This is a genomic window from Campylobacter sp. RM19073 (assembly GCF_024723495.1).
Lineage (GTDB): Bacteria > Campylobacterota > Campylobacteria > Campylobacterales > Campylobacteraceae > Campylobacter > Campylobacter porcelli.
Genome location: NZ_JANQCT010000015.1, coordinates 1 through 26,751, shown reverse-complemented (window position 1 = coordinate 26,751; position 26,751 = coordinate 1). Strand labels below are relative to the sequence as shown.

Below are 26,751 nucleotides of genomic sequence, written 5' to 3'. Positions count from 1 at the left end.
TTGCAAAAGCCTTTCAAGGGGTGGCTTACGCCACGGATTTTATAATAAGATTTTTTAAATTTTTAGAAAATTTAAATATCAAATAAACTTTTTTCCTTTTTTAATCTTTAAAGATTAAATTATGTAAAATAAGAATATAATAAAACGCAAAAGCTTGATATAAAAGGTTTTACTATATGGATAATATAAACAATACTAAACAACTATATATTTTTGCTGGAGTGAATGGAAGTGGCAAAAGCACATTTTATATTAATCAACTTTTAAAAAATGATTTTTATGGCTATAGGGTAAATAGCGATGAGTTAGCAAAAGAATTAGGCAATTACGAAAGCCCATATATACAAAATAAAGCAGGTAAATTGGCTATTGCTATGAGAAATAAATTTTTAAATAGCGGTGCTAGTTTTAATCTTGAGACTACACTTAGTGGAAAAGGAATTGTCAAATTTATAAAATTAGCCAAAAACAAAGGTTATAATATCACACTTTTTTATATAGGTTTAAAAAGCGTTGAAATATCTAAAAAAAGAGTAGCAATCAGAGTAAGCAAAGGCGGACATAATATCGATAATACAACTTTAGAAAGGAGATTTGGACAAAGTTTTGATAACCTAAAAGAGATACTTGGGGTATGTGATAAAATCTATTTTTATGATAATAGCAGTGAAATTCTAGATGACAAAGAGCAAACCCTATCAAATGCCAAATTAGTAGCATTTAAGCAAAATGGAGAATTTTCTATTATAAAAGATAGCTATGCTAATAAAATCATCGCTCAATACTATTTTTAACTTCGCAGTGGAGCAAAGCCCCACTTTGCGACCAAAGTTTAGCACTTTGGAAACGCACTAAAGTTATCTATCCGACAAATGCGGATGAAATTATGGTTTAACTTCGCCGCACGAGCTAAGCCCAGCTTAAGGGCAAGGAGCTACGCTCCCTTGACCCACCTCTTGTGCTTTGCACTCTCTTTGAGAAAGTCCCTACTTCGCAGGGTAACCCTATTTTAACTTCACGACAAATTTATAAAATAAAAATGCCAAACTGGGAAGGGGTTGGGATCTTAAGGGATAGGGGAAATTATTTTTAACTTCGCAGGTCAGCAAAACCAGCGAATGCGACCCCGAAGGGGTGGTTTCTGTAAAACCGACCTTTGCGACAAAATTTTCGCAAAAGCAAAATAACCTAAATGGTTGTTTTACGGCGAAAATTTGGAATGTAACCCTTGACCCACCTAAAGCCCCACAAGTGGGGTACCCCATTTATGGGGACTTTAGTATTTGCTACTTTAGCACGGACTTTGGTTTTTATTCCAAATTTTCGCCAAAAACTCCTTCGAGTTTTTTGTTGCGAAAATTTTGTGCGTTAAAAGTAGGTAAAAATGGGTTTCCCCTGTCCCTTAAAGAAAAGAATTTAAAAAAATTTGGAATTTTAAATATTTTTTTGATTTTTATTCTAAGCCTAATCTAGTCTTAAAAAATAAAACAATCTATATTAATTTTATTTTTAAGTGGGAAGGGGAACGCTTTTTGGCAGATGAGTAGTGCTATAGTCAAACGATACTAACTATCGTTTGACGGCACTACGAAACATAAGAGCGAAGCTACCTTGCCCTTCCCCCTTAACAACCCCTAACCCCTTGAAAAAGCCTTCTAATGTTGCTGAGCTTTCGCTCAGATTTTAATAGGGTAACCCTACGGAGTAGGCACTTTTAGCTTTTTATAAAATAAAAATGCCAAACTGGGAAGGGGTTGGGATCTTAAGGGATAGGGGAAACTGTTTTGGCTTTCAAATTATAGTTTCCCCTATCCCTTAAAGAAAAGAAAATTTAAAAAAGTTTATCGCAAAGAAATTCTTTTTATTTTTAAGTGGGAAGGGGGACGCTTTTTGGCAGTTGAGTGGTGCAATAGTCAAACGATACTAACTATCGTTTGATGGCACTACGAAACATAAAAGCGAAGCTACCTTGCCCTTCCCCCTTAAAATTATTTTAACTTCGCACGGCAACAAGTCGCCGTTTGCGACAAGGAGCTACGCTCCCTTGACCCACCTAAAGTTATCCATCCGACAAATGCGGATGAAATTATGGTTTAACTTCGCTAGAGCAAAGCTAGTCTTTAAAATTAAATATTATCTATGAGCCGATTACTCCGCCATCTTTTTTGCGTATTTGGACTATTGTGCTGCGTGGAGTGGAGCTTTTGCCATTTGGGTAGTGGCTATTTGCTAGATTTTCTCCTGGGTGCTGGATACCTACAAACATAGTTGTATAATCAAGATTAAAAGCAATGCCAGTAATCTCACAAGCGATTGGACCAGTTAGAAATCTTCTTACTTGCGCTGTGATAGGATCAGCACATAGCATTTGGTTATTTCCCATCCCTTCGTAATCATCTTTATTAGAGTATTTACCATCAGTTTGTATCCAAAGTCTGCCAAATTTATCAAATTTCAATCCATCTGGGCTATTAAACATATTTTCTACATTTATATTACTCGTTCCTTTTCTTAAATCATTTGGATATTTTAGCGGATTTCCAGCAAGTAAAAATATATCCCATCTAAAGCTTGTGCTTGTGTGATCACCTTTAGGGTGCCATCTGATGATATGGCCGTAGATATTTTTATTTCTTGGGTTTGATGCGTTTGTTTGGGTGCGTTTGGTGTTATTAGTAAGTGTAGCGTAGATATATTTACCATTAGGATCAGCAGCTATCCACTCTGGTCTATCCATAGGCGTAGCACCAACTACACTAGCAGCCAATCTAGCATGGATTAATACATCTCCTTGATTATAAAAGCCATTTGTCTCATCTAAACCATTTTTGCCATACTCTAAGGCTACCCACTCTCCTACCCCTTCAAAATCCTTTGTATCTATAAATTTAGCTGCGTATAGGGTGCCTTCGTTTAGAATATCTCTATTTGGCTTATTTGGGTTGTATTTAGCCTTGCTAACAAATTTATATATAAACTCATTAGCCTCATCATCTCCCATATATACCACGATTTTACCATCTTTGGCTATTACTACTTCAGCATTTTCGTGCTTCAATCTCCCTAAGGCGGTGCGTTTGATCGGTGTGGAATTTGGATTATATGGGTCGATTTCTACTACCCAGCCAAAGCGATTTGGCTCATTTTCGTTTTTAGCTATATCAAATCTCTCATCTAATTTCCACTCATAATTCTCGCCTTTGATACTAAGCCCGTAGCGTTTTTGCGATGGATTAAATGCGTAATTCTCATCGCTTGAGCCAAAGAAATCATCAAAATTCTCCTCACAAGTAAGATATGTCCCCCAAGGAGTCTTGCCACTAGCACAGTTATTAATCGTTCCAAGCACCCTTACTCCACTCTTATCGGCTCTTGTTTTTAATAGCTTATGACCTCTAGCCGGACCTTGTATATCTATAGGTGTCCCAGCTGTGATTTTGCGATTATATGGTGAGTCTAGCACAACGCTAAAAAACCCATCTTGGTTTTTAGCTATCTCAAATATACTCACACCCATTGAGTTTTGCTCGTAGTAAACATCATCTAAGCTCATATTTTTACCTTGATGATTAAACATTATTTCTGGATTTATATACTCATTATTCACAGCTAAAATCGCACGATTTTCATCTATATCAAACCACGTCATACCATCTGTATTATCCCCAAAAGTTAGCTTGGCATTTTCAACTGCGTTTTTATCGATTATCTTATTTTCATCAAATGGCGTTGCCTTGCTAAATAGCGGATCTGCCCAACTAATGAGCTTTCTAACCTCATATCCATCTGGGACGATTACCTTATCTTGAGTGCTAGGTGGGACTTGCTTAAAGCCAATTAAAGGCTTATTTACATTAGCACTAATACCACTAGGCATAAATATCCCAGCATAAGCTAGCGCACCGCAAGTTGCTTGTAAAAAATCTCTTCTTTGCATTTAAAACTCCATTAATAAATTGTGATGGAATTATAAAATTAGCTTGTAAAATTTCTATGTTATTTTGGTTAAAAATATGTAAAATTTAGTAATTAATAAAATTAAATTTATCTAGCAAGATTGGTATGCGGTTTTGAGCTTTAATCACACTAGGATTAGGTAGATTGGCTCTACCCCCCCCCATATTATTTGAATTTTGCTCTAAGATTATTTTATTAAAGCTCTCTTTTGGGTTGGTTTCATTAAACAAAAAGTCAATAATACCTAAATATGGTATGAAATTTTTACCTTTTTGATTATATGCTGGGTGGGTGAAATTTAGATACTCTATATCGATTTTACTATTTGCGAAAATGTCCATTGAGTGCTTGGTTTGTAAGTAGCTTTTAGATCCTTGTGATGACAGGTATGAAGCTGCTTTTAAATCTTGGCAAATTCTAAGTAGTAGCTCCTCTCTTTTTGCGTTACTTTGAGATAGCTGGCTGGATTTGTAAATCGGCGTTTTAATATCCAAATCTTGCATAAATTTGGTTATTAGGCTTATATTTAAATCTGCTAGGCTCTCACACTGCATAATTGCACTGCTTAAAATTTGAAAATAATAATCAAAATTTACACTCTTTTTATAAGCGTGGTATATGGTGTTTAATATTTTTTTACGCCATTTATCTTCAGATAAAAGCTTTATATCGCTTATTTTGGTGGTTTGGGCGGTTTTTTGAGTGGATAGGGATATGGTAAATTCCCTATCATTTAGCTTAATTTTGTTTCTACTTTGCCAACTTCGTCTCTCAAATTGCACACTATCTAAAAATACAAATTTATCAACGCTATTTATCATATAAAAATAGCCCAACCAAGGCAAAAAGGTAGGCTGCATAATGGCTATTTTCAAGATATTTTCCCATAAATTACAATATCGCTATCATTTATTATATGATTATTTTTCATCAAATTTTGGTTTTCGTAAGTTAGAAGTTTGAAATCTTTTAAATTTAGTTTTTCTTGTAAAATTTGGATTAATTCATGCTCTTGATATAGAGTATTGATAGCACCTGGTTCGCCTGTAATATCATAATCATCAGCCATCTTAAAGCAGTTTGGCTCTATCATCTTGCCTACACCATATCTAAAGTCCCTAATGCTCCTTGTCCTAAGGAAAAAAATAGCATCTTTTTTATACATTTTATGCTCTTTTAAAAGTTCAAGTAGCCTTAAAAAATCAGCCCTTACAAAGTAATTTACAACATTTGGTATAAGCAAAATATCAGCATTTATACCACTATTTTTAGGTATAAAATCAAACATATCACTAGCAAAAAATGAGTAGTTTTTATACCCAAAGATATTTGCGAAATTATAGTTGGCATCTTCGATTTTTTGCGGATTTATATCTACACCTGTACACTCATTTTCATACGAAGCAAACAAGCTAAGATTATTACCATTGCTACAAGCTAGTTCTAATACCTTTTGATTTGTCAAATTATGCAAACCATTTTTAAAGAAAAATGGTATCATAGCACTATCTGGAAATTTCAAACCCCTTAAATTTTTATACATATTTCTCTCCTAATTGATTTTTCCATAAATTATTATATCACTATCTTTGATATATACTCCGCTTTTTACATTTAAATTTTCGCTCGTAATTAGCGTAAAATCTCTTAAATTTAATTTTGATTTTAAGATTTCTACTAGTTCATACTCTTTATAGCAACTACATATTATCCCCTTTTCGCCGCTATACTCATCGCCACTAAGGATAAATACCCCATCATCAATCTGCTCTCCAAGACCATATCTATGATCTTTTATACTTCTTGCTCTTATGAAAAAGTCGCTATTTGGCTCTATTAATTCATTTTTAATTATATTATCTAAAAGGGTTATAAAATCGGATTTTGTGATATAGTTTATCACATTTGGTATTAGTAAAACACCAGCTTTTAACCCTTTAGCACTCTTACAAAACTCCCTCATATCTTGATTAATAAATTTAAATTTATCAAATCCATATACATTAGCAAAATTAAAATTAGCATTTTCTACATTTTCTAAGCTAAGCTCAACTCCGATAACTTCATAATCATAACTAGCAAAAACAGATAGATTATTGCCATTATTGCAGCCTAGTTCTAGGACTTTTTGGGGATTTGTGTTTAGATGATTTTTGAAAAAATAGCGTATAAGCTCAGCATCTGGATATTTAAAGCCTTTTAAATTTGAAATATAACCACTCATTAATCACTCGATAAGATAAAAATAGTTAGCAATTATAATAAATTTAAAATAATCATAGATAAATAGAGTTATTTTGGTTAAAAATATGTAAAATTTAGCCTTAAAATCTTAAAATACAAATTTACAATATCTAAGGAAAATAAGATGAGTAAAAAGATATTTATTACTGGGACTAGCACTGATGTAGGCAAGAGCTATATAAGTGCGTTGGTAGTTAAAAAAATGCGTGAATTTGGACTAAATGTCGGCTATTTCAAGCCAGTTTCAAGCGGAAATTTAGCAGATGATCCGCTTGATGTGAAGTTCGTGCGTGAATTTGCTAAGATTGAGCTTAGCTACTCTCAAATGAGTGCTTATAATTTTATCAAGCCCTATTCTCCGCATTTATCAGCTAAAAATGAGAATAAAAGCGTAAATATGGACACAATCATATCTAAGCTTAATAATCTAGATGAAATTTGCGATTTTATGGTGGTTGAAGGGGCTGGTGGAGTGATATGTCCGCTTAGATATGATGATGAGAAGATAATGCTACTTGATCTGATAAAAGCTCTAAATTTAAGCGTTATAATAGTCTCAGACGCAGCCCTTGGAGCGATCAATCAAACTGGGCTAACTAGCTTTTATCTAAGGCAAAATGGCGTTGATATAAAGGGTGTGGTATTAAATAATTTTGATGAGAATTGCCCCATTTGCGTAGATAATAAAAAGATGATAAATGAGCTATTTGGTCTAAAAATTTTATCTTGTGTAAAAAGAGATGAGCTAAGCTTAGATATAAGCAAAGATGAGATTTTAAATATTTTTAATTAAGGATAAAATATGCTTTTGGATATAGCAAAGATGGATTTAGAGCTAATATGGCATCCGTGTTCGCAAATGTATGATTATAAGGAGCTACCGCCAATTGTGATAAAGCGTGGCAAGGGGGTTAAAATTTATGATGAAAATGATAAAGAGTATATCGATATAATCAGCTCTTGGTGGTGTAATCTACTAGGTCATTCAAATGAGTATATAAATAGTGCTATTAAAAATCAGCTTGATGAGATTGAGCATGTGATATTTGCCAATTTCACGCATGAAGGGGCTGTGAGATTAGCTAGTAGATTAAAGCAAATTTTACCGCCTAAACTAAGCAAATTTAACTTTTCCGATAATGGTAGCTCAGCTGTAGAGAGTGCGCTTAAGATGGCGTTTCAGTATCAGCACCAAGTAGGCAATACGCATAAGAATAAATTTATTTGCTTAAGTGGTGCTTATCACGGCGAGACTATCGGAGCGTTGAGCGTTGGGGCGCTTGATTTGTATGCTAAAATTTATGAGCCAATGCTGATGAAGGCCATTTGTTTGCAAGCCCCTGATATGTATAGAAGCGAATTTGATGGCAATAGCGATGAGATCGCTATGAAATATTTCAAGCGGTATGTTGTGCCAGTTTTTGAGCAGCATGGCAAAGAGAGCGTGGCTTTGATAGTTGAGCCTATACTTCAAGCCGCAGCTGGAATGAAGATATATCCGCCTTTATATCTTAAGAAGCTAAGGCAAATTTGCGATGAGTATGAGGTGCTGCTAATAGCTGATGAGATCGCTACTGGATTTGGTCGGACTGGGCGGATGTTTGCTTGTGAGCATGCTGGTATTAGCCCTGATATTATGACGCTTTCAAAGGGGCTAACTGGCGGATATATGCCAATGTCTATTACGGCTACTACTGATGAAATTTATGACGCTTTTTACGCACCATACTCCCAAGGCAAGGCGTTTATGCACTCTCATACATATAGTGGTAATCCGCTTGGGTGTGCTGCGGCAAATGCGGTTTTGGATATATTTGAGAGTCAAAATATATTAAGCCAAGCTCAAAATAACGCAATCTATCTAAAAAATGAGATAAACTCCGCTCTAAGCTTACATAAAAATGTAGGTCAAATTCGCTCCATCGGGCTAATAAATGCAATTGAGCTAGTGGAGCAAAAAGATGGTAAAAAGGCATTTAACCCAGCCTTAAGAACTGGATATCAAATTTATAAAAAGGCTTTAAAAAATGGTCTTATACTAAGGCCACTTGGCGATGTGATATACTTCAATCCACCGCTAAATATCCAAAAAGATGAGATGAACGAGGCGATAAAAAGATGCGTAAAAAGCATAGATGAGGTACTTGGGGGATTTTAGTTTTTTAAGATTAAAATAGCAAATTTATAACTTAGGCTAAAATTATTCTTAAAGTGCGAATTTAAGGCCTCAAAACTACTTTTTGTAAGCTTAAATTCGCCCTTTATATTATTTACGCCAGTATGTTTAAGGTGGGTTAAAAGCTCTTTTAAATTGTTAAATTTTAGCTTGATTTGCCTCTCTTGAGCGTTTAAAATTTCAAAATTTTTGCTAAAAATTGCTTTTAGCTGGGCTAGATTTTTATACTCTAAGCTCTGATTTGTAAAGCTTGAAAGCTCCTTAAGTGTGCCATCTATAAATGTGCTAAAGGCTAAAATCCCGCCACTTTTTAAGCTAAATTTTAGGTTATAGCTTAAATTTTCAAGCTCATTTATCCATTGAAAAACTGAGCTTGAGATGATTAAATCTTGTTTATTTTTAATTTTTAACTGCGTAATATCGCCTATTTGAGTGCTAAATTTACTCATAAATTCACTCTCATAAAGGTCATTTAAAATCAAATTTTTACACTCTAACTGGCTTAAAATCAGCCTTGTCAAAACCCCACTTCCAGCACCAATCTCATAAATATCATCGTAATTTTGCCTATAATTTTTAAGGCTATTTATCAAAATATCCGCAGCGTAAATTTGCGGTTTTGCGTAAATATCATAGAATTTAGCACCCTTAAATCTCAACTATCTCTCCAAAGCTTTTAAAGTTAAAAAATGCAAAATGTGGAGTATTTATAATCTTAGCTTTATCCTTAAAATATGCTAAAACCGCACTATTATCAAAGATCAAATCACGCTTACTAACATAAGCCCTGTCCCACAAAATATGGTTTTGGCAAGGCAAAATAGCATTTTTATAAAGATTTATAAGCTCGATTTTAGCATTTTGATTAAATGTAAAATCCTTAAATTTTTGCTTGTTAATACCTAAAAAACAGAGTTTTTTAAAGCTTTCAAAATCAAACTCGCTTATACTTTTATAAAAAATATCTTTTTTAATCCCATACTTCTCATCTATGCCAAAAGGGGTGCCATTTATGGCGATTGCGACCTTTAAGGGGGTGTTTTGTAGCGCCAAATTCGCAGCCCAAACGCCCATAGACCAAGAGATCAAATATATATCTTTATTAGCTAAAATCCCCCCATCAAACCTTAAATCGCTATAATCACTAACCACCAAAAGCCCATAATCTCCAAGCTCTAAGTGGCTAATGCTACTTTTATCAAAGCCATAACCTAAGAATAATACAATGAGTTTTTTAGAATCTTTAATGAGATCGATTTTCATCTAAAAGCCTTTTTAATTTCACTAAATCGCCACATTCTAAATCTGCTCTTAAGCTAATTCTAAGCCTTGCCTTGCCCTTTGGGACTGTAGGTGGGCGGATAGCTGGGACGAAGTAGCCAAGCTCATTTAAGGCATTTGATAGTTCTAAAGCCTTGGTATTTTCCCCAACTACAAAAGGGCAGATATGGGTTGAATTAAGATTTAGAAAATTTATCAAATTTGCTAGATTTTCACGCCGTTTTGAGTGGTCTTTGGCTAGGATAAAATTACTCCACGCTACATTTATAGGCGGTATAGAGGTAGAATATATCAAGCTTCTAGCGCTATTTATAAATATATCTTTAAATTCCCCACTGCTTAAAATCACAGCCCCGCTACTTCCTACAGCCTTACTAAGCGTAACAAGGATAAAATCAATATCACAACCCATATCGCCGCAAATTCCAAGCTCACTTAAAGCAAAAAACGAGTGAGCCTCATCTATATACAGCATTACATTATCATAACGCCTTTTTAATGATAGCATAAACTCTATATCAGCCCTATCTCCATCCATGCTAAAAATAGCTTCGCTTAGGATTATAATGCGTTTAACATTGCCTTGATTTTGCTTAATTAAACTCTCTAAGGCTTCATTATCATTATGGGCGTAGCGTTTGAAATTCGCATTTGCTAGCTTTAATGCATCAATCATACTTGCGTGTATTAATTTATCAGCTAAAAATAGAGTATCACTATCATTTAACGCACTGATACAGCTCAAATTCGCACAATATCCAGAGTTGAAAATTAACGCTTTTTTATTAAATTTACTCTCAAACCAACTCTCCAAACGCTCAAATTCATCACTTGAAGTATAGACTAGCCTACTAGCCCCAGAGCCAAAATACCAATCCTTATCAAGGCAAATTTTTAAAAATTCATCTCTTAAGGCTACACTACTTGCTATGCCTAAATAGTCATTACTACCTAAATTTAGCAGATTTTTGCCATTTAAATTTAGAAATTTTGAGCTTATCTTAGAGTGCTTTAACTCTCTAAAATTATCATCTTGCTTTGCTTTTTGTATATCAAACATTATAAACTCGCTTAATCTATTATAAAATTTAGCATTATATCAAAAAATGAAATTAAAAATAAAACAACATTTCAAAAACACCTAAACCAAAAATCTAAGATTATTTAAAATTCCACTTGGTTTTCTTAAAAATTTAAGATTTATTGTGATAAAATTTATTATTTTTTTAAGGTTTTAGTATGCTTGGAGTATTAAAAAATCTCGCATTTTGGGTTGTTTTAGCAATAATACTTGGTATTTTTGTAGGTTATACTTTTCCGCAAATTGGAATTGATAGTAAATTTGGAATTGACTATTTTATAATGATTTTAAAGTGGATGGTAGGACCCATTATCTTTCTTACCATTATTTCAGGCATTGTAGGCTTAGAGAGTCTAAGAGATCTTGGCAGCATAGGCTTAAAGGGCTTTATCTACTTTGAAGTAGTTAGCACGATAGCCTTAGCTGTGGGTATTTTTGGCTCATTGCTCTTAGCACCTGGGGTGGGAATGCATCTAGATCCTAGCTCCTTTGATGCTAGTAGCGTGGAGAAATTTTCTGGAGCTTCTAAAGATGTAGGCTCGATCTGGTCAATATTAGCAAACGCAGTGCCAAAAACTCCGCTTTTGCCTTATGATGATTTAAACACACTTAGCGGATTTGGCTTTGTGCTAGGTATACTTAAAAATGCTCTTTTAGCCCTAAGTGTCGTTATCACGCCCTTTATCAAAGCTAACACAATTCAAGTGCTTTTTATGGCTTTGTTTTTGGCAATTGTGTTAAGCTTTACCCCAAAGAAAATCAAAGATCTTTTCATAAATCCCATTGAAAAGGCTCAAAACTGGGTGCTAAAAGCTCTTAGTATCTTTATGTGGCTAAGCCCCTTAGCGGCATATTGTGCGATGGCGTATCTTATCGGTAAATTTGGTATTGAGAGTTTGATAGGTATGCTAAGTCTGCTTGGGACTATGCTAGTGTCGTGTTTGTTTTTTATTTTTGTGGTGCTTGGCGTGATTTGCTACACTGCTAAGGTAAATATATTTAAATTTATGCGATTTATTGCTAAAGAGGTGCTAGTTGTCTTTGCTACTAGCTCAAGCGAAGTTGCCCTAGCTCCGCTTATGAAAAAGCTTGAAAGTGCTGGAATTCATAAAGGTTGCGTAGGTGTAATTACCCCTTTTGGCTACTCTTTTAACCTAGATTGTACAAATATTTATCTCTCAGCTTGTGTTATATTTTTGGCTCAAGCTTTTGATATAGAGCTTAGTTTTTCACATTTGCTTAGTATTTTACTAATTTTGATGGTTACAAGCAAGGGTGCCGTAGGAGTAACTGGCTCAGGATTTGTGGTGCTTGCTGGGACGCTTGGCTCTATGCATGATGTCATACCTGTGGTGGCTGTAACGGTGCTACTTGGGGTGGATAAGTTTATGAGCGAGATGCGTGCGGTGGGGAATTTATGCGGTAACGCAGTGGCTTGTCTAATCGTAGGAATTTGGGATAAAAAAATCGATAGGCAAAAATTTAACTACGCTATAAACCACCCTGATGAGTTTGACTTTGAAAAACTTAAAGCAAAAGCTTAAATTTTTTATCTATTAAGCTCTCAAGTATATAGCAAATGAAACACTATAATCTGTTTTAAAGTAGTTTATAAGAAAATTTCTGCGATAAAATAGCCAAATTTATTGATTTAAAATAAATTTTGTGTAAAATAGTAACACTTGATTAAAAAATTGTAACAAATATTACAAAAATCATTTAATAATTTTGATTTTTTGCTATAATAAAACAAACTTAATAATAATAAAGAGAAAATATGAAAAAATTGCTTTTTTCATCAGTTTTAGTCGCCACTTTGGCTAGTTCTGCTTTTGCTGGTTATTATATAGATAGGTATGGCAATATACGATATCAGTTAGACATTCACACCGCAATTTCAAATAATAAAAACGCAAATACCAATCCACAAACAGATCATCAAAGCATCTATTCAAATGCTTTTTGTGCGCGGATAGGTTGTATTCGTTAAATAATAAAAGGCTATCAATGAATCTTGCAAATATGAAACATTATGGCTATGAGACCATTTATAATAATTCTGTGTATGGAGTGCTTAGTCAAAATGCACAAAATCGTTCTAAGGCTGAATTAGCCGAGCTTGACAAGAGTATAGATAGCCTTACTAACACTAGCATTAAGGTTAATTTCAATGAAAGCACTTTTAAAAATCAAGTCTATTTCAAAGATGAAACAAGTGGGGAATTTATAAAAATTGGACTTAGTGATGAAAATTTAGCAAAACTCCAAAGAGTATTTGGAAAACAAGATTTCTTTACTAAAAGCGATGGTTCGCAAATACTTAGTGGCAAGGCTGAAAGCTTTGTGGCTGGGTGGTTTGGCGATATAGCTTACAAGCGTGGATATGCTAGTAGCGATGCTAATGGCGATGGATACCTAAGCCAAGATGAATTAGCAAATACAAACTCTGGTTTTACTTCGCACGGAGTTTTTAGTCTTTATTCTATGACTGATATTTCTACTAGCACCGAGAGCTATATGAAACTTGAAGATAGTTTTAAAAATAAGCATTCTTCATCTTATGCTGCTGGCAAATACGCAAGTGATAGCATAGAAAAGGAGCTAAACAAAACAATACAAAATGATAAAAATAGTGATGGCGAAATAATTTATGGCGAAATAATGGATAAAAACGAACACGCACAAGATGTAACAGACATTATAACGGCTATAGTGGGAGATGGAATAAAACAAGTAAATGTTGGCGAAGACTTACTAGCTAAAGCTCTTTTACAGCAATTTATGGGCGGAGTAAGCTCACTAAATGCTGAGCAAAAAGCAATTTTAGCAAAAGCAGGACTTCTAATGGATGAAAATACGCAAGATTTAAGCTCTGTGATAAAAAATATAGAAGCAAATATAGAAAATTCAAAGATAGATTTCAAAGTATAATTTAACTACGCTATAAAGCACCTTGATGAGCTTAAAAAAACTTAAAGCAAAAGCTTAAATCTAGCCAATTCTAAAATTCGCTAGATTTAAATTTAATAATTTTAAGCTTTATTATATTAGCCAAATTTAATATCTATTTAAGATATTTAACAATTAATTTTATTCTGATAAATCAATAAATTTAAATTCATTTATGCTTATTTATAAACTCAAAAACATTATCTTCTAATTTTTTTCTATTTTTGTTTTTAAAAAAATTCAAAATAGCATTTTTATTATGCGTATTTTTTTGCTCGTAAGCTTTTCTTATATAGGTTGTAAAGCCATATTCATTACTAAATTTGCCAGCATTTATTTTATCCCTAAAGCTCTTAGTCCATTTATTATACTCCTCATCTGTTTTTTGCCATAGTATTAATAGCTCTTCTCGCTCTTTTTTCTCTATGACATCATGACCTAAGAAAAAAGTTAAATCTCTTTGTTGATAACTAGCAAAAACATAAATAGAATTTTCTTTTGGGATATTAGAATTCCACATTGGTTTATTACTTGTTTTTGATGAAAACTTAGTCTCAATTGCGAAAATATAATTTTGGCAAAATACCAAAAAATCCGGGAAATTTTGACTACCATAAGGTTGCCAAATAAAAAAATTAGCATAATCTTTGCGGTTAGTGTTGTTTAGATAAATAGAGTTTTTTAAAATTTGCGTGTCATTTTTGCTTAGAATTTTAGGTTTAATTTCTTTTAAAAATCTTTTTAGCCCATCATCTATAATAGTAAGGCTCATTTCATTAAAGCCTGAGCGTTTTAAATAGCTTTTAAAATTCTCTTCAAAGATTTTGCCATCTGGTGAACCTGTTATTTTGGCTCTATCCTTACAAATGCTTTCAAAAAATTTATTTAAATTATTCATTAAATATCCTTTTATACTCAGCCACTACATCAGCTTTTCCAAAGCCTGGTATTGTGGTATTTTTGCGTGATAAGCTCTCAAAATCAAGACTTTTTAAATTGAGCTTTGTTTTATTATCAAAAGCTTTAAAAAATATATATTGTATTTTTGGATTTAAATCATCTTCTTGTAAAATAAGGTGCTTATAATCATAAAAGCCTTGTCGCACAACAGCAAAGTCCCATTTATACTCTTTTTGGTTAAAATATTTTCTTGCCCCAATTGTGTTATTGTATTGCCACATCTCAAAATCTTTGTGAGTAGTAGGCGGTGCTTGTTTTAGTCTTAAATCTATCTTGCTAGGCAGTCTAGTCCATATTTGAAAACAGCATCTAATATAACAATCTTTGCCACCAAATATAAAAGAATTAGGGTCTAGAATTTCAGTAAAAATAAGCTTAAAATCTTTATTTAAATTCTTTTGAACGCTCCATTTTTCAAACTGCAAAGGCACTATAAAAGCTATATAATCACTAAATTCACTAGCGTAATTAAAAAACTTTATAGCAAGAGTGGCTCTTTTGCCAAATGGGGGATTTCCTATTGTTATTATCTTTTGCTCTTTTGGCTGGTAAGTGAAAAAATCTTGCGATTTTATATGGGTAGACTTTGGGTCTAAATCAATAGCTTCTATTTTTGGCTCTTTAAAAGTTATCCGTAAAGCATTCACAAACGAACCAAACCCAGCACTAGGCTCTAAAAAAGTATATTTATCTAAATTTAATTTTTCTTTTAATGTTTTGCATAAGCACAAAGCAACTTCTTGCTTTGTATAAAACTGATCTAACTCTTTTTTCATAATCTACCTTTTTGTAATTATATCAAAATTTTTACTTAAAAAATTATTTATATTTTTGCATCAAAGATGCCTTATCAATCTCTTTAATATGTCTAAAATTAAAATATATTTAATAAATTTTTTAATTTAAGATATGCTAATTTAATGCTTGTTTTAAAAAATTATTTAAAATAAGCAATTTTTATTAATTTAAGGAGAGAGTATGAAGGTATTAATTTTAGATGGTGGTAAAAATTTTGGTAATAGTGGCGGCAAACTAAATACCTTGCTTTGCGAGATAGCAAGCAGTGAGCTAAAGGCTAAAGGATATGAAGTGCTACAAACCAAAATAGACGATGGCTACAATATAGATGAAGAGGCAAAAAAGGTGCTAGAAAGCGATATAATCATCTGGCAATATCCTGGCTGGTGGATGGGCGAGCCGTGGATAGTCAAAAAATATCTTGATGAAGTTTTCATGGCTGCAGCTAGTAATCTAATAAAAAGCGATGGCAGACACGCTAGTAACCCTGAGTATGGATATGGCACAGGCGGACTAGCTACAAACAAAAAATATATGATAAGCACCACTTGGAATGCACCAATTACAGCATTTAATGATAAAAATGAGTTTTTTGAAGGGCGTGGGTGCGATGGCGTAACATTTGCTATGCACAAAGCGATGGAATTTTGCGGTATGAAGGCGTTGCCAAGCTTTATTTGTAATGATGTGGTAAAAAATCCAAAGGTAGATGAGTATATAAATAGCTACAAAGAGCATATAAGGGCGAATTTTTAAAATTTGATGGGTTGAAATTTGGAGCTTTTTAGCTTAAATATTGCTTAAAATTGCCAAATTTCAAAGCTAAATTTATTAATAGAATTTAACTTAAATAATTTAAATTCTATATTTACTAAGCTAAATTTTAAGCGAATTAAAACGCTAAAATTTAGCCTAGTCCAAAACCGCTTTATACTCGCATTTTTGGCATAGATTTTCTACTGCTTTTGCCGCTTTAAAGCCATCTATTATGGCTCTAGCTTTAGGTGAGTTTATGATGGTAGTTAGGCTTTGCTCTTTTAGGCTACCTAGATTTATGCTAGCCCTAGCATCAATGCAGCATGGCACCACACTTCCACTACTTTTAATACCAATTTGTGAGATTAGGCCGTGGCAATATTTATGCGGATTTTGTGAATTTGGCTTTCTCCACTCAAAATACTCTTTAAAAACCAAAAATGTCTTATAATCTAAGCGAATTTTATCCGCATTATAATCAATTTTCACTCCAAAAAACCGCTCAAATCTATCTTTAATCATCTTAAATTTAGGCTCATTTATCATATGCTTTTGAACTCTAAAATTTACAAAAATATCGCTTTTTATCTCTTTTTTAAATTTACAAAAATCAAGTAAATTATCTATATAATCATCTTTAAATTTGCCGTTTTTATCTATAAATGCGCTTAGAGAAAATGAAATTTGATGAGCTTTACAAAGTGTGGTAAAATCATGCTTATTTAGATATTTGCCAGTTGTGACTAAATCGACTTTAAAGGAGTTTTTAAAGGCCAAATCTAGATATTTATCCAAATTTAAATTAGCCAATGGATCGCCTAAAAGATGCAAACAAATCGCCCTCGTCTTGCCCCTTATCTGTGATAAAATATCGCTATAAAGCCCCAAATCCATAGGGCCAAATTTATCCACGCTCACAGAGGGGCAAAAGCTACACTCACAACCACAAATATCGCTAATCTCTATATAAACTTTTTGAAATTTAGCCACCAAAATGCCTATATGAAGTATTTAGCAGCTAAGCTTTTATCGCATTTTGTAGCTTTTATTAAATGGGTGCCGATTTTGGCTATATACTCTTGATTGTCACTACTTTTACAATAGCTTATGGCTAAATTCGCAGCTAATTCTCTATCGCTTTGAGTAGCATTTTTATCTATAAAACTTCTTGCGCCAATGATACCGCCGCAATCTATGCTATCCATCTTATCAAGTTTTAAAGCATCAAGCTTCTCATTATCATTTTGATCCCTACCAATTATCATTTTAGCACCATCAGGAAGCCTTAAATGCCTACCATATCTTAAGCTTTGAAGGTCGTCTTCGCTCATATCTTTATCATATTTGATAAAATCTCTAATTCTATTGCTAAAGCCCTCCATCGTGTATGGACAGCCCCCACCAGGACTTTCAAAATCGCTAAATCCAAACTCCTTAGCTAAGCTTAGTTGCGGCGTTCTACTTCTACCATTTAAGCCTAAAAGCTTATCTCTATCCACCCAGCCCTCACGCTCTGGCAAAGTAGGCTTTAATAGCTTAGCACAAAGTGGTCTAAGGATTATATCATCTTTATCATCGGCTAAATTTTTCACATGTGCCATCGCATCGTTTCTTTGGCTCATTGGTCTTTGACCTACGACTTCTCCACTGATTACAAAACTTGCATTATAATCATCAAGCATAGAAATAGCCGTCCTAAACATAAACCCATGACAATCAATACATGGATTAAACTGCTTTCCATATCCAAATTTAGGATTAAAAAGCACATCTTGGAGATATTTACTACGCACATTTACACTCTCAAAACTAGCTCCTGCCATCGCTGCTCTTTTAGCTAGAGTCTCATTTTTAACAGGATCTGAGCCAAAGCCTATATCTATATTTAAGGCATGAACTTCTATACCTTGTAGTGAGATTAATTTCATAGCTAGCATGCTATCAAGCCCACCGCTAAATAGGGCTAAACATTTTCTTTTCATCTTTTTCCTTTTAATATTGATATTCTTTTTTTACACTCAATTATCTCTTCAAGCGTTAGCTTTGCACTTTTTAAAAGTCTCTCATAATAGCCCACCGCAAGGGGTCTAATAGCATTATGAAGCTCATTTACACTTCTATACTCTTCTAAATTATCTTGCAATTCAAGCTCCCTTATATGCTCGTTATCTTGGCTTTGTGAGCCTACAACCGCTCTATACGCAGCCTTATCTTTAAAAATTTCAATACCATAATACTGCTTTACAATCTGGCAATACTCAGGATTTATAAGCATATTTTTTAAGATTGATAGCTCGGCAATATCTCTTTTTTCTCCTAAATTTAAAGCCTTATTTGGGATATTTACAGCTTTAGATACGCTCACATTTTTGCTTAATTTAAATGAGCTAATCTCAATTCCTAAAAGCGTAGATACAAGAGCTTTATAGGAGTTAGCCACTATAGGATCAAGATTAAAGCTAAATTCTTGGATAGCCTTAAGTGCTTTGGAAATCTCTAAAGGGGTTTTGGGATTTAAATTTTTTACAAGTTGAGTTATATAAAACTCCCCAAGCTCAACCCCACCGCTTAATAGCTCTTTTAATTCCATCTCCTTACCACTTGCTACTAGCTCGGCTGGATCCTTGCCACCACTTATTAAGACCACTTTGCCATCTATTTGATGCTCCATAAGCAATCTTGAGCTCTTAAAGGCCGCATTGACTCCAGCCTCATCGCTATCAAAGCTTAGAGTAACCTTAATATCGCCTCTTTTTATCAGTGGGATATGCTTTTGGGTTAGTGCTGTTCCAAGCACCGCTACAGCATTATTTATCCCAGCAGCATGAAGCATAATACAATCCATATAACCTTCACAAATCACCACTGATTGAGACCTATAAATCTCATTTTTAGCCTTATCATAGCCATAAAATATCTTAGATTTATCAAAAATTTGGCTTTGTGGGCTATTGATATATTTAGCTGGATTATCGCTAATGGTGCGACCGCCAAAGCCTACTAAATTCCCAAGATGATTATATATAGGAAATGTTATGCGGTTGATGAAACTAGCGTAGTATCCGCTCTCATTTTGCTTGATAGCACCAACTTCTAAAGCCTCTTTTGGCTCAATGCCCTCATTTTGGAGTAAATTTAGAGTATTTTGCGATGCTGCTGCCCAGCCAAGCTCCCATTTTTCTATGATGGCATCGCTGATAGAGCGACTTTTTAGATAATTTATAGCTTCAGGATTTTTATACAAAAGCGTTTTATAATGGAGATTTAAATTCTCTAAAATTTTCTTATTTACTTTTGGCTCATTTTTGCTACTTGTGTATTCTAAGCTTACATTATAGATAGACGCTAATTTCTCGATCGCCTCAGCATAGCCTAGCTTCTCATACTCCATAACAAACTTAATCGCATCTCCACCAGCCTTACATGAAAAGCAGTGATATATCCCCTTGCTTGGACTAACCGACATTGATGGGTGCTTGTCATTATGAAAAGGGCATACGCATACGAAGTTCGCACCTGATTTTTTAAGCGGTATATAGCTACCTACTACATCAACAATATCAACTATATTTTTTAAATTTTCTATACTATTTTTAGAAATCATAAGCGAGATTATACATTGATTTAGCTATAATCGCCATTAAATTTAGCAAGGTTTTTGGATTTGGACTTTTTTTTCATTGAGTATAGAGATCCTATTTTTGGGCTTATTGTTCTTTTTAGTGTTTTGCTTTTGATAGCGATTTTAAGCTATTTTTGGGGAGTGTTTTCGCTCAAAGATCAAAAAAACAGCATAGATAAATTTGTTAGCAAATTTCAATCCCAAAGCCAACTAGACCCAAAATACCAAAATATGCTATTAAACCTTGATATAGACTCAAATTCGCTTGGGGTTTTGGCTGGGATTTTTGCTAGGAGTGGGGATTTTAACAAGGCTATTAGTATATATTTAATCGCTCTTAAAAAGGCTGCTAAAAAGGGCGAAAAAGAGTTTATATTTTTAAATTTAGGAAAAGCCTATTTAAAAGCTGGATTTATAGAGCGATCTACGGAGGTATTTTTAGAATCCATTAAATTAAGTACCAAAAATATTGACGCACTTAGCCATCTTGGGCTAGGATTTGAAAAGCTTAGAATGTATCAAAAAAGCCTTGAAGTTTTAGATGCTCTAAATGAGCAAGGCGTAGAAGTATCTATGCAAATAGCATATACAAAAGCTCTAGAGATAAAAAATAGCAATATGGAATTTAGTCAAAAAATAGCTAAATTTAATAAATTAGCTGATGAGTTTAATCTGATAAATCGTATGATTTTAGAAACTTATATCACAAATAATAAAGATATAAATGAGATAAAATTAAAGCCAAATTTAGATAGTTGTATAGATATTTTATATCTTAATGATGGGATTTTAGAAGGTGATGAGTATAAGGAGTTATATAGTGCCAAAGGGCAAAATAACGCTCCAATTAGTGATTTTAATCTCAATCTTTTAAAGATTGCTAAGGCAAATAATCTAAATGCCACCTTAAGCTTTAGCTACATTTGCAATGAGTGTAAAAGCTCATATCCGCTATTTTTTTATCGGTGTAATCATTGCGCTAGGCTAGGAAGCTGTGCTATTATCCCAAATGTTATAAAGGAGAGCGATGAAAATAGTATCGCTTTTTAGCGATGGAAGTTGCTTAAATAATCCTGGAGTTGGTGGCTGGGCGTATATCTTAGAGTATGAAAAACACACTAAAAATGATAGCGGAGCAGTGCTAAATACCACAAATAACCAAATGGAGCTTTTAGCAATCATTAATGGCTTAAAGGCTTTAAAAGAGCCTTGTATTGTCAATCTTTATACAGATAGTAGCTACGCAGCAAATGGGATTAACTCCTGGCTTGAAGGGTGGAAGAAAAAGAGCTTTAAAAATGTCAAAAATATAGAGCTTTGGCAAGAGATAGATAGACTAATCCAAATTCACAAAGTCAAGGCTTATTGGATCAAAGCTCACGCTGGCCATCCGCAAAATGAGCGTTGCGATCAATTAGCCAAAGACGCAGCGACAAAACTACAAAAGGAGGAGTAGATGGATAAGATAAGAGAATTTCAAAAGCTTTTAAAATATAAATTTAAAAATATAAATCTATTAAAAGAGGCCATGACTCACAAAAGTATCAAAAACTCCACAAATAACGAACGGCTAGAGTTTTTAGGCGATGCGGTGGTGGATTTGATCGTTGGGGAGTATTTGTATCATAAATTCAAAGGCAAAAAAGAGGGCGATCTAAGTAAATTAAGAGCCTCATTAGTAAATGAAGATAGCCTTGCTAAGATCGCTATAAAGCTTAGAATTGGAGAGTTTTTATACCTTTCAACCGCTGAAGAAAATAACGGCGGAAGAGAAAAGCCAAGCCTAATAAGCGACGCCTTAGAAGCCCTAATAGGAGCGATATATCTAGAGAGTGGGATAGATACTGCTAAGAAAATTTTTATCTTGCTTTTAGAGGAGAATTTCCCTGATATTAGTCTAAATTCGCTAACTAAAGATTATAAAACCACGCTCCAAGAGCTAACTCAAGCTAGTATAGGAGTAGCACCAAAATATGAGCTAATAAGCTCAAGTGGCCCAGATCATAAAAAGAGCTTTGAGATGGCCGTGCTACTAAATGGCAAAGAGATCGCAAGAGCCACAGGAAGTAGCAAAAAATCAGCCGAACAAGCCTGTGCTTTAAAGGCTTTAGAGATATTAGAATAGTTAAAGGTTAAAGATGAATACATTTGGGAGTAAATTTAGATTAAGCACATTTGGCGAGAGCCACGGCGTGGCTATAGGTGGGGTTATAGATGGGATTGTAGCTGGGCTTAGGGTTGATATGGAGTTTATCCAAAATGAGCTAGATAAGCGTCGCCCCGGTGGCAAATATGCCACTTCAAGAAAAGAGAGTGATAAGATAGAGATTTTAAGCGGAATTTATGATGGTTTTACCACCGGTTGTCCTATTGGTTTTATAGTAGCTAATACCTCTCAACACTCCAAAGATTATGATAATATCAAAGATCTATTTCGCCCAGGGCATGCTGATTATACATATTTTGCTAAATTTGGGATTAGAGATCATAGGGGTGGTGGTAGAAGCAGTGCTAGAGAGAGCGTAGCTAGGGTAGCTGGTGGAGCGTTTGCGGCGTTGCTTTTGGGCGAGTTTAATATCAATATCCAAAGCTGTGTAACGCAAATTGGTGATATAAAAGCTGATAATATTGATTTTGAATTTGCTAATTCTAGCGAGATTTTTTGGGCTGATAAGACCACAGAAGAGAGTGCTAAGGAGCTAATATTAAATACTAAAAACTCAAATGATAGCCTTGGGGCTAGTGTATTAACCATCATTCATAACGCTCCAGCTGGGCTAGGCGAAGTGCTATATAATAAGCTTGATGCGACCTTAGCTAGTGCTATGATGGGGATAAATGGGGTAAAGGCTGTAGAGATAGGAGATGGCATAAGCGTAGCTAGTATGCTTGGTAGTCAAAATAATGATTGTATGGATAAAAATGGATTTATGAGTAATCATTGTGGCGGGATTTTAGGCGGAATTAGCAATGGAAGCGATATTGTGATTAAGAGCTATTTTAAGCCCACTCCAAGCATATTTAAATCCCAGCCAACTCTAAATTTAAATGGTGATGAGACGATTTGTGAGCTTCGTGGCAGACATGATCCTTGTATCGGAGTGCGTGGAAGTGTGGTAGCTACGGCGATGGCTAGATTAGTAATAGCTGATATGTTGCTTTTAAATGCAACTTCGAATTTAAATAATTTAAAAAGGATATATAAATGAGTAAGGATTTTAGGGGGGGGGGTAATGCGATATTGTGATTTTTGCGTAATGCCAGATAGTAGGCCAGGGATTAAATTTACCACCTTAAAAGATGGAAGGCTAAAGTGTAGTGCGTGTATAAATCACGAAAATAAGAAAAATGTGGATTATAAAGCTAGATTTAAAGAGCTTGAAGCACTATGCGATAAGCATAGGGGCATAAATGGCAAAAATGAGTATGATTGCGCTATTGCTGTAAGCGGTGGCAAGGATAGCCACTTTCAAGTCCATATAATGAAAGAGGTTTTAGGGATGAATCCTGTGCTTTTTAGCGTTGAGGATAACTTCACAATGACCCAAGCTGGTAAGAATAATCTAAAAAATTTAAGCGAGGAGTTTGGCTGCCATATAATCTCTTTAAAGCCAAATATCAAAACCCAAAAAGCCCTAATGCTATATACATTTGAAAAATATGGCAAACCAACATGGTATATAGATCGCTTGATATATAGCTATCCATTTGCCATGGCGGCTAAATTTAACACCCCGCTTTTGGTTTATGGAGAGAATGTAAGCTACGAGTATGGCGGCAATGACGCAGCAGAGACCCCAAGTGCTAAAGATATATTTTTAAATGGCGTAGCTAGTGATATAGACTTAAGTGGCGTAAGATTAGACCCAAAGGAGCTTCAACTATTTTATGACCCAAATAATCCAAATTTAGATATAAACCGCCTTGAGCCAATATATCTAAGCTACTTTGTCAAGTGGAACTCATACTCTAATTACATCTTTGCAAAAAGCAGGGGATTTAGCGATTTAAAAAGCGAATGGGATAGAACGCATACTATAGAGTCCTTTGACCAAGTAGATAGCGTAGCATATATCGTCCATGCGTGGATGAAATACCCTAAATTTGGCCACGCTATGGCTACTGATTACGCCTCTAGATTAGTAAGATATGGCCTAATGAGTAGAGATGAGGCCATTAAATTAGTAAAAGAGAAAGACCACGCACTAGACTCTAGGTGCGTAGATGACTTTTGTAATTTCATAGGTATCAACAAATCCAAATTTTGGCAAATAATAGAAAAACATTATAATAAAGATATATTTATTAAGAATGAATTTGGCGAATATAAACTAAAATATGAGTTAAACTAAAACTTTATGATTAAAGGGTGGAAATGAAGCATATTAAAAAGTTAAAAGATATAGGTATAGCTAGTGGCGTGGGTGCCATCATAGCATTTGGCTTAGTGGGGTGTGGTAGCTCTGAAGATTCATCTATGGCTCAAGCTATCCAAAAGCAAGGCGCAACGGTATTTATAGAAAAAACAAGCGATGGAAGCTATAAAATAGCAGATGAATTCCCAAGCAATGAGACAAGAATATTTTTGCGAGAAAAAGATGCTAATGGAGCAATGAGTGAGAGATTACTAAGCCAAGCTGAAATAGACAAGCTCTTACAAGAAGAAAATGCCAAAATAGACGCTGGAACAAGCGGTCTGACAAACTCAAATTTAAGTAGCGGAAGCGGTGGTCTAGGACTAGGCGAAGCCATCTTAGCTAGCGCAGCTGGTGCGATAATAGGAAGCTGGATCGGCTCAAAGCTATTTAACAATCCAGCCTACCAAAACACTCGCCAAGGAGCATACAACAACCCAAGCACATACAATAGAAGCGTAAATAGCTTCAATAAAGCCGCCACAAGCTCCACTGCCTCAAAAGCTGGAAGCAACGCTAGAAGCGGATTTTTTGGAGGCGGAAGCGGTAGCGGCTCAAGCCAAGCTACTGGGGGTTGATATTTTGGTCTAATTTTTGCTTATATTTTGCAAATTCACAAATTAAAGGCAAAATATGCAAATCAATGAGCTAAATACCCAGCTAATGAACCTAGCTATAAATCAAGCAAAATTCGATAAAACTGGCGAATTTGATAAAATTTTACAAAATTTAAAAGAGATAAAAGCTGAGTCTAGCTCCCTAGACTCAACCATCTCAAATGCCACCAAAGAAGCAAATAGCGATGCGAAACTCTTTGCTACATTTGACTTTATGCAAGCAATGAATCAGCTATTATATGGAAATTTAGATGATAATGAGAGATCAAAGCTACTTACCAAAATGGAGAAAATCGCAAAAAGCGTTTAATGTAGCCTAAATTTACTGCTAATAGGCAAATGAATTTAGCGATTTTACCGCTATTGCTTTAAACTAATCTTATCAAGATTGCTAAATTTTAGTAAATGATAGGTAATGATTTATCAAATTTTTAGTAAATATTAAATGAAAAATCGTTATAATTTGAGAATTTATATTTCAATATGGAGATAAAAATGAAATTAGTCAAACTAAGCTTATCTGCTATTATAAGCGTAGCTACCATCTCAAGCGTATCAAACGCTAAGACACTTGAAGATAATGGGGGGGGGTATTCTCCTTTAACCACTTCAAGCGTGTCAAGTGCTGGGATACTTGAAGAAACTATTAAAAATATAGATATATCAGGGTATTCAAGATATAGATATGATAGTGAATATAATGATATTGAAGGTCATATTAATAAACATAGATTTACATCTGATATAAATTTTCAATCTGCTTTAGATGATAATTTCTTTGGCGTTATCGGCTTTAGGTATGATAGCGGCGATAACTCTGGCGAAAATTCTGACGCTGCTACCCAGGTAGGGACAAATGATACGGGTTTTAACTATGATAATTATGGTCAAACATTCAATGTTCGCCAATTCTACCTAGGATACAAAGCTGGTAACACCACTATCACAGCTGGTCGCCAAGTGCTAGGCACATTCTTCACTGATGATATGGTAGGCACTGGTATTAAAGTGCTTAATAACGATATTAACGGGCTTACTTTAGCTGGTATGGCATTTGATAACCTTCAAAATGATGATGATATTAGGACGAGATTTTATTTCATCGGCAAGAGAAACTCCCCATCAGCAGAATTCATAACCGATAGAAATCTCTATAGCGTAGCTGCTATTGGCTCATATGATCTAGTTAGCTTCCAGCTATGGTATGCTGCTATTGATAGCGTAGCTCAACTATACGCTACTGATTTGCTAATAGGAGCAAATATAGCCGATATAGATCTAAGCTTACAAGCTCAATACGCCACTTCAAGTATGTGGGCAGAAAATTTTAGACTTGGTTTAGTATTGCCTTTAGATGATGCTAAATTTGCAGCTATAGAAGCTGGCGCTAAAGCCTTTGGCTTTGATGCGAATGCCGGTTATGTATGGTTTGATACAGATGCAGTGTCGTTAATCTCATTTGAAGATCAAGGCAGTTTTATAGACGCTGGTGAAAATATACTAGAATACTCTTTAATAAGTGGCGAAAATAAATATTGGTTTTTAAAAGCTGGTTATACATTTGCCAATAAAGTAAGAGTAGGTGCTGACTATGTATCTGGCGAAGTAACACGCAAAAGAATCAACTCAACTACCAATGAGTATGAAGCCGTAGCTAGAGTGGATTATAAATATAGCAAAAAGCTAAATTTTAAAGCTTGGTACTCATATATCAATAGAGATACAATTATAGGAGATTATAAACATTTAAGATTTGAGGCTAGATATAATTTTTAATTTTATAGCACCCCCCCCCACAAAACTAGCGAATGCGACCCCTAAAGGGTGGTTTCTGTAAAGCCGACCTTTGCGACAAAATTTTCGCAAAAGTAAAATAACCTAAATGATTGTTTTAC

General features: G+C 34.4%; 27 protein-coding genes. 15 read left to right on the top strand and 12 right to left on the bottom strand.

Annotated features, from left to right (window positions below):
- The first annotated feature begins 176 nt into the window (after window positions 1-176).
- Complete coding sequence (locus tag CSUIS19073_RS06250) at window positions 177-794, top strand: zeta toxin family protein (RefSeq protein ID WP_086237306.1); 618 nt, start codon at window positions 177-179, stop codon at window positions 792-794.
- A 1,343-nt stretch (window positions 795-2,137) separates the two neighbouring features.
- Here CSUIS19073_RS06250 and CSUIS19073_RS06245 read toward each other — a convergent pair.
- From CSUIS19073_RS06245 to CSUIS19073_RS06230, 4 genes are all read right to left on the bottom strand, one after another.
- Window positions 2,138-3,937: a PhoX family protein gene (locus CSUIS19073_RS06245; protein WP_086242600.1), complete on the bottom strand. Its 1,800-nt coding sequence runs from the start codon at window positions 3,935-3,937 to the stop codon at window positions 2,138-2,140.
- Between the two features lie 85 nt (window positions 3,938-4,022).
- Window positions 4,023-4,817, bottom strand: a complete 795-nt coding sequence (locus tag CSUIS19073_RS06240; protein ID WP_086237442.1) for a WbqC family protein — start codon at window positions 4,815-4,817, stop codon at window positions 4,023-4,025.
- Window positions 4,818-4,828: 11 nt separating this feature from the next.
- Window positions 4,829-5,500 carry a methyltransferase domain-containing protein gene (locus CSUIS19073_RS06235; RefSeq protein WP_086242599.1) on the bottom strand — a complete coding sequence of 224 codons (672 nt, stop codon included), beginning with the start codon at window positions 5,498-5,500 and terminating at the stop codon, window positions 4,829-4,831.
- A gap of 9 nt (window positions 5,501-5,509) precedes the next feature.
- The gene (locus tag CSUIS19073_RS06230) at window positions 5,510-6,181 is read right to left on the bottom strand and encodes a class I SAM-dependent methyltransferase (protein ID WP_086237303.1); all 672 of its coding nucleotides are present in this window, start codon (window positions 6,179-6,181) and stop codon (window positions 5,510-5,512) included.
- Between the two features lie 144 nt (window positions 6,182-6,325).
- Between CSUIS19073_RS06230 and bioD the strand changes: the two genes are divergently transcribed.
- Together bioD and bioA are read left to right on the top strand one after the other, a co-directional pair.
- Window positions 6,326-6,994 carry a dethiobiotin synthase gene (gene bioD, locus CSUIS19073_RS06225; RefSeq protein WP_086237302.1) on the top strand — a complete coding sequence of 223 codons (669 nt, stop codon included), beginning with the start codon at window positions 6,326-6,328 and terminating at the stop codon, window positions 6,992-6,994.
- A 9-nt stretch (window positions 6,995-7,003) separates the two neighbouring features.
- A complete protein-coding gene (gene bioA, locus CSUIS19073_RS06220) occupies window positions 7,004-8,359 on the top strand; it encodes an adenosylmethionine--8-amino-7-oxononanoate transaminase (RefSeq protein ID WP_201789988.1) in 1,356 nt (451 codons plus the stop codon).
- On the opposite strand, the gene CSUIS19073_RS06215 is transcribed toward bioA, so the two are convergent.
- The 3 genes from CSUIS19073_RS06215 to CSUIS19073_RS06205 are packed head-to-tail and all read right to left on the bottom strand — an operon-like array spanning window position 8,356 to window position 10,718.
- A complete protein-coding gene (locus tag CSUIS19073_RS06215; protein ID WP_086242598.1) occupies window positions 8,356-9,036 on the bottom strand; it encodes a methyltransferase domain-containing protein in 681 nt (226 codons plus the stop codon). The genes bioA and CSUIS19073_RS06215 overlap by 4 nt on opposite strands.
- Window positions 9,026-9,640: a pimeloyl-ACP methyl esterase BioG family protein gene (locus CSUIS19073_RS06210; protein WP_086242597.1), complete on the bottom strand. Its 615-nt coding sequence runs from the start codon at window positions 9,638-9,640 to the stop codon at window positions 9,026-9,028. The genes CSUIS19073_RS06215 and CSUIS19073_RS06210 overlap by 11 nt, the downstream gene beginning before the upstream one ends.
- Window positions 9,621-10,718 (bottom strand): aminotransferase class I/II-fold pyridoxal phosphate-dependent enzyme, encoded by a 1,098-nt coding sequence (locus CSUIS19073_RS06205; protein WP_086242596.1) that lies wholly within the window; start codon window positions 10,716-10,718, stop codon window positions 9,621-9,623. The genes CSUIS19073_RS06210 and CSUIS19073_RS06205 overlap by 20 nt, the downstream gene beginning before the upstream one ends.
- A gap of 179 nt (window positions 10,719-10,897) precedes the next feature.
- Here CSUIS19073_RS06205 and CSUIS19073_RS06200 point away from each other — a divergent pair, with 179 nt between their 5' ends.
- The 3 genes from CSUIS19073_RS06200 to CSUIS19073_RS06190 all read left to right on the top strand — a co-directional run bounded on the left by CSUIS19073_RS06200 (window position 10,898) and on the right by CSUIS19073_RS06190 (window position 13,670).
- Entirely contained in the window at window positions 10,898-12,283 is a 1,386-nt protein-coding gene (locus tag CSUIS19073_RS06200) for a cation:dicarboxylate symporter family transporter (protein ID WP_086242595.1), read from the top strand.
- Window positions 12,284-12,516: 233 nt separating this feature from the next.
- Window positions 12,517-12,729 (top strand): hypothetical protein, encoded by a 213-nt coding sequence (locus CSUIS19073_RS06195; protein ID WP_086237297.1) that lies wholly within the window; start codon window positions 12,517-12,519, stop codon window positions 12,727-12,729.
- Window positions 12,730-12,746: 17 nt separating this feature from the next.
- Complete coding sequence (locus CSUIS19073_RS06190) at window positions 12,747-13,670, top strand: hypothetical protein (RefSeq protein ID WP_086237296.1); 924 nt, start codon at window positions 12,747-12,749, stop codon at window positions 13,668-13,670.
- Window positions 13,671-13,857: 187 nt separating this feature from the next.
- On the opposite strand, the gene CSUIS19073_RS06185 is transcribed toward CSUIS19073_RS06190, so the two are convergent.
- Window positions 13,858-14,586 carry a hypothetical protein gene (locus CSUIS19073_RS06185; RefSeq protein WP_086237295.1) on the bottom strand — a complete coding sequence of 243 codons (729 nt, stop codon included), beginning with the start codon at window positions 14,584-14,586 and terminating at the stop codon, window positions 13,858-13,860.
- Window positions 14,579-15,424 (bottom strand): hypothetical protein, encoded by an 846-nt coding sequence (locus CSUIS19073_RS06180; RefSeq protein ID WP_086237294.1) that lies wholly within the window; start codon window positions 15,422-15,424, stop codon window positions 14,579-14,581. The genes CSUIS19073_RS06185 and CSUIS19073_RS06180 overlap by 8 nt, the downstream gene beginning before the upstream one ends.
- 202 nt (window positions 15,425-15,626) lie before the next feature.
- Here CSUIS19073_RS06180 and CSUIS19073_RS06175 point away from each other — a divergent pair, with 202 nt between their 5' ends.
- On the top strand, window positions 15,627-16,202 hold the full coding sequence (locus tag CSUIS19073_RS06175; protein WP_086237293.1) for an NAD(P)H-dependent oxidoreductase: 576 nt from the start codon (window positions 15,627-15,629) through the stop codon (window positions 16,200-16,202).
- Between the two features lie 156 nt (window positions 16,203-16,358).
- Here CSUIS19073_RS06175 and CSUIS19073_RS06170 read toward each other — a convergent pair whose 3' ends face one another.
- The 3 genes from CSUIS19073_RS06170 to dnaG are packed head-to-tail and all read right to left on the bottom strand — an operon-like array spanning window position 16,359 to window position 19,806.
- Window positions 16,359-17,192 carry a radical SAM/SPASM domain-containing protein gene (locus CSUIS19073_RS06170; RefSeq protein ID WP_180379407.1) on the bottom strand — a complete coding sequence of 278 codons (834 nt, stop codon included), beginning with the start codon at window positions 17,190-17,192 and terminating at the stop codon, window positions 16,359-16,361.
- Window positions 17,193-17,200: 8 nt separating this feature from the next.
- A complete protein-coding gene (locus tag CSUIS19073_RS06165; protein WP_086237292.1) occupies window positions 17,201-18,184 on the bottom strand; it encodes an ATP-binding protein in 984 nt (327 codons plus the stop codon).
- A complete protein-coding gene (dnaG, locus tag CSUIS19073_RS06160) occupies window positions 18,181-19,806 on the bottom strand; it encodes a DNA primase (RefSeq protein ID WP_086237291.1) in 1,626 nt (541 codons plus the stop codon). Before dnaG ends, CSUIS19073_RS06165 begins: the two co-directional genes overlap by 4 nt.
- 60 nt (window positions 19,807-19,866) lie before the next feature.
- Here dnaG and CSUIS19073_RS06155 point away from each other — a divergent pair, with 60 nt between their 5' ends.
- From CSUIS19073_RS06155 to CSUIS19073_RS06120, 8 genes are all read left to right on the top strand, one after another.
- The gene (locus CSUIS19073_RS06155) at window positions 19,867-20,874 is read left to right on the top strand and encodes a tetratricopeptide repeat protein (RefSeq protein WP_086237290.1); all 1,008 of its coding nucleotides are present in this window, start codon (window positions 19,867-19,869) and stop codon (window positions 20,872-20,874) included.
- Complete coding sequence (rnhA, locus tag CSUIS19073_RS06150) at window positions 20,852-21,280, top strand: ribonuclease HI (protein WP_086237289.1); 429 nt, start codon at window positions 20,852-20,854, stop codon at window positions 21,278-21,280. The genes CSUIS19073_RS06155 and rnhA overlap by 23 nt, the downstream gene beginning before the upstream one ends.
- Window positions 21,281-21,949: a ribonuclease III gene (gene rnc / locus CSUIS19073_RS06145; protein WP_086237288.1), complete on the top strand. Its 669-nt coding sequence runs from the start codon at window positions 21,281-21,283 to the stop codon at window positions 21,947-21,949.
- Between the two features lie 13 nt (window positions 21,950-21,962).
- Complete coding sequence (gene aroC / locus CSUIS19073_RS06140; protein ID WP_086237287.1) at window positions 21,963-23,033, top strand: chorismate synthase; 1,071 nt, start codon at window positions 21,963-21,965, stop codon at window positions 23,031-23,033.
- A 24-nt stretch (window positions 23,034-23,057) separates the two neighbouring features.
- On the top strand, window positions 23,058-24,176 hold the full coding sequence (locus CSUIS19073_RS06135) for an N-acetyl sugar amidotransferase (RefSeq protein ID WP_086237439.1): 1,119 nt from the start codon (window positions 23,058-23,060) through the stop codon (window positions 24,174-24,176).
- A 23-nt stretch (window positions 24,177-24,199) separates the two neighbouring features.
- The gene (locus CSUIS19073_RS06130) at window positions 24,200-24,817 is read left to right on the top strand and encodes a UPF0323 family lipoprotein (protein WP_086237286.1); all 618 of its coding nucleotides are present in this window, start codon (window positions 24,200-24,202) and stop codon (window positions 24,815-24,817) included.
- Window positions 24,818-24,872: 55 nt separating this feature from the next.
- Window positions 24,873-25,166, top strand: coding sequence for a hypothetical protein (locus CSUIS19073_RS06125; RefSeq protein ID WP_086242594.1), 294 nt, complete (start codon window positions 24,873-24,875; stop codon window positions 25,164-25,166).
- A gap of 185 nt (window positions 25,167-25,351) precedes the next feature.
- Complete coding sequence (locus CSUIS19073_RS06120) at window positions 25,352-26,632, top strand: major outer membrane protein (protein WP_086242593.1); 1,281 nt, start codon at window positions 25,352-25,354, stop codon at window positions 26,630-26,632.
- Window positions 26,633-26,751 lie beyond the last annotated feature (119 nt).